This window comes from Mycobacterium sp. UM_Kg27 (assembly GCF_000972905.1).
Lineage (GTDB): Bacteria > Actinomycetota > Actinomycetes > Mycobacteriales > Mycobacteriaceae > Mycobacterium.
In genome coordinates this window covers 1-3,516 of sequence record NZ_JRMM01000226.1, presented here as the reverse complement: position 1 = coordinate 3,516, position 3,516 = coordinate 1, and the positions used below count along the sequence as shown (strand labels likewise).

General features: G+C 65.7%; 4 protein-coding genes. 2 read left to right on the top strand and 2 right to left on the bottom strand.

Translation table 11 applies throughout. The features are described from left to right. Positions 1-27 precede the first annotated feature (27 nt). On the top strand, positions 28-372 hold the full coding sequence (locus tag LI94_RS20635; protein ID WP_343252084.1) for a hypothetical protein: 345 nt from the start codon (positions 28-30) through the stop codon (positions 370-372). A gap of 650 nt (positions 373-1,022) precedes the next feature. Here the strand turns inward: LI94_RS20635 and LI94_RS20630 are convergent. Next, entirely contained in the window at positions 1,023-2,207 is a 1,185-nt protein-coding gene (locus LI94_RS20630) for a PPE family protein (protein ID WP_036458290.1), read from the bottom strand. 35 nt (positions 2,208-2,242) lie between these two features. Beyond that, positions 2,243-3,058: a PE domain-containing protein gene (locus LI94_RS20625; RefSeq protein ID WP_046302393.1), complete on the bottom strand. Its 816-nt coding sequence runs from the start codon at positions 3,056-3,058 to the stop codon at positions 2,243-2,245. A gap of 339 nt (positions 3,059-3,397) precedes the next feature. On the opposite strand from LI94_RS20625, the gene LI94_RS24810 reads away from it, so the two are divergent. Beyond that, positions 3,398-3,516, top strand: a 119-nt coding sequence (locus tag LI94_RS24810) for a hypothetical protein (RefSeq protein WP_239651290.1), incomplete at its 3' end; no start/stop codon positions are given.

Genomic DNA, 3,516 nt, shown 5'->3' with positions numbered 1-3,516 from the left:
AGATGTGTATAAGAGACAGAACCCGATCTGAAATGTGGCCGCGGCGGCTTACGCGATGTTCAACTGCTCGATGCGCTGACGGTGGCACATGCTTCCGGCCGCTCGACCAGGCCGCCGTATCAGCGCGGGGGTGCGTTGCGCGGTGCTCACCGCACGATGCTGGACGTCCGTACCGAACTTCACCGCGCCTGCGGGCGGGGCCAGGACCTGTTGTCGGGCCAGTACACCAATGAGGTCAGTGCCGCGCTGGACCTGAGCGACAGGTACGACCTGGCCGCCACGGTGCTTGATGCCGCGCACACGATCAACCGATGCGTCGATGCCGAATTCAACGCATTGGGTCATCGCGGGAAGTTGGCTGTGCGGGCGTAACGCCCCCGAGGAAGCCAATCTTTGCGCCAGCCCTGTCGCGTTTGGTCTAGCCCTTCTCGCGTGCTGAATTCTGATCTTGTCGAGGCGCCTATATCCCTGCCATTCGATCAAAATTTTCCCTTGGGTAAATTATAAGTCGAGTTATTGCCGGGAATACGGTCGCGGAATTCAGTGGCGATTATCGATGGTCACGCCAAGGGTCGGTTTCGTCCGCCGGCGGCGGACGGCGGGGGGGCAAGCGGGCTGCAGAGACTCAGGCGCATGCCAGGAAGATTCAGATGTATGTCAGGAACGATAAGTACGTTGTGTGAAGGGGGTGAAACACGGACGAAACATAGGGATTGCGATGAGACGCTTCGGCAGGATGGCGGCCACGTTACTGGGTGCAGCAGGCGCAGCTTTGGTAGTCGGGTTTACCGGAGCCGGAGCAACCGGCATCGCGCAGGCGTCGCCTGCCCCTATTAGTGGTGTTGCCCCCCCTTCGGGTGTGACCGCGGCCTGCCCCCAGGCCTGCATCATCGGCCTCAACTGCGGCTGCATCCGCGGACGTACCTGCCCCGGTGACCGTCGGAAGCACGCGGTGCGCCCTCCTGAGGCGCGGCTCGACGGGGCTCCCGCCATCGCCGGCGATCAAGAGGGCGCACCCGGCCTCATACCAGCACCTGTTTTGGCATCACCGTAGGTTTGAAGCCGTAACGGGGGCCGCCCGACCCGAGGCCGCCACGTCCGCCGGCGCCCATCGGAGCCATTCCTGCCGGCACGGCGTGCATGCCTGCAGTCTCTTCCGCGGCAACCGTCCAGCCGGACCCCGTCGATGCGGCGAGCTGCGTGCCTGCCGTGGCCGACCAGCCGGCCGGCACTGACATCCCGCCCATCGTGGACGCCTGGCCCAGTCCTGCCAGCACCGGCGTTCCGGCCGCAGTCAGCGCCCCCACCGGTGGAGTCATGCCCGCCAAGACTCCCGAGCCCAGTCCCGCCGCAAGGCCGTCCATGCCCGAGACGTCGGATGCCAGGCTGGCCGGACCCGCGAGCGCGAGCGTGTGGCCCAGCGATACCGCCGTCGGTATGGCGGTGGCGACAAACCAGGCCGCTGTGTTCACACCGCCGTTAATGGCATTGGCGAACAGCGGTGTTCCGAGAAACAGGTCGACCGCGTTTGCGACGGGGCCGAGCGACCCATCCGCTGCTACGAAAGGCGACAGGAGCCCCTGCACTGCGCCCTGTAGCGAGGCAAGCGTTTGGGCCAGCTCCTGCTGGAGCCCACCGGTGGCACTGCCGGCCGTGGCGACCGCCGCCCCGATCGGATTGGTGGTCTGCGGCGCCGGAGTCATCGGGGTCAGCGCGGCAGCGCTGGACGACGCGGTGCTGTAGCCGAACATGGCCAAGGTGTCCTGGGCCCACATCTCCATGTAGTGCGCCTCGGTGGCCAATATCGCCGGGGTGTTCACTCCCAGGAAATTCGACGCGACCAGGGTCGCCAGCAGCGCCCGGTTGGCGGCGATGATCGCGGGAGACACCACGGCCGCGCGGGCGGCCTCGAATGCTCCTGCCGAGGCCATTGCCTGCGAACTGGCCTGGTAGGCGGCTGTCGAGGTGGCGTGTAGCCACGTGAGATAGGGAGTGACGGCGCTGGTCATTGCCGCTGACGCCGGCCCTGTCCACTCTTCGCCGGCCAGCTCGGAGATCACCAACTGCGCCGCCGCCGCCGATGCCTCCAGCTCCGCGGCCAGGCCGCCCCATGCCGAGGCGGCTGACATCAGCGGACCGGAACCGGCTCCGCTGTACATCCACGCGGACACGATCTCCGGGGGTAGTGCTCCAAAATCGAACGACATATCTGTATTCCCCTTCTCGTTGGTGGGGCGGGTTGCTAAACGGCCGTCGGCTTGGGCATGACAGTGCGCTTGACCCCGTACCGCGGTGCGCCGAATCTCCCGACGCCGCGATCGCCGGCACCGGCTGCGGCCATGGCTGCCGGCACGGCGGCCATGGTGGGCACGGAATGCGGGGTGGCCATGCTGGTAGTCGCCGCCGCCAATCGGGCGGGGGCAGCGGCCGCCACCGGCTCGGTGCCCCAGCTGGGCGGTGCAGACAATGAGCCGACCGTGGTGGCCTGGGCCATCCCGGCCGCCACCGGCATCGCGCCGACGCCGGCCATGGTCGCAGGTGCCTCGTAGCCCATAAGGCCGGCGGCTCCCTCGGCGGCGATCTCTTCGGGGAAGTCGAGAAGACCACCACCGGCCAGACCAAGCACGGCCGAGCCGGCCGAAGCCCAGTTGCCCAACCCCACGTTGCCGATGTTGGCCAGGTTGCTGGACAACACCGAAGAACTGCCGCTCGACGGCACACCCAGGATGTTGGTCAAGAACCACTGGAGCCCCGAGTCCATCGAGGACGTCGCCTGATTGGTTGCCTCGGCGGTGCCGTAGGCCGCAGCATTCTGTCCCAGGACCTGCACCAACTGCTGGTGAACGGCTGCCGCCTGTTCGCTGATCGACTGATAGAGGTTCCCGTAGGTCGCGAAGAGCGCGGCCTGCAGCGCAGAGACCGGGTCGGTGCCAGCGGGCGCGATGACGGTGGTCGGGATCGCCGCCGCGCCGCTTTCGGCTGATAACACTTCTCCGATACCTGCGAGTTGGCCCGCCGCATGCGTCATTGCTTCAGGGAGTGTTTTCACAAATGACATGCATCCTCCTCGCAGAAAATCGGGCCACAATGGGATGGTCCGACGGGCCGGTCTTCGATGTCCTGAAGCATTGCAGGAATCGGAGAGTCTAAGTAGATCGGTAACTTTTTCTTAGCGGCCGAGTGCGAATCCTTAACGGAAATAGGCGGGCTGTGAAAGCTCTGAAACGGCCGTTTAACGGATGAGAATTGCGGCATTAACTGTGCAATTTATCTAACGCTGCGGTTACAATTCGCGAGCCGCGGTTGTCGCTCGTGGCGGCGGCCAGCCGCCCGCTTGGATCACCCGATGTCACGTTGGCCCACCCGCGCCCGTCGTGAGCAGATATAGGCTGGCGGCGTGTTTGAATCCCTCTCCGACCGGTTGACCGGGGCCCTGCAGGGGCTGCGTAGCAAGGGCCGTCTCACGGACGCCGATATCGACGCCACTGCCCGCGAGATCCTGTCTCTTATACACAT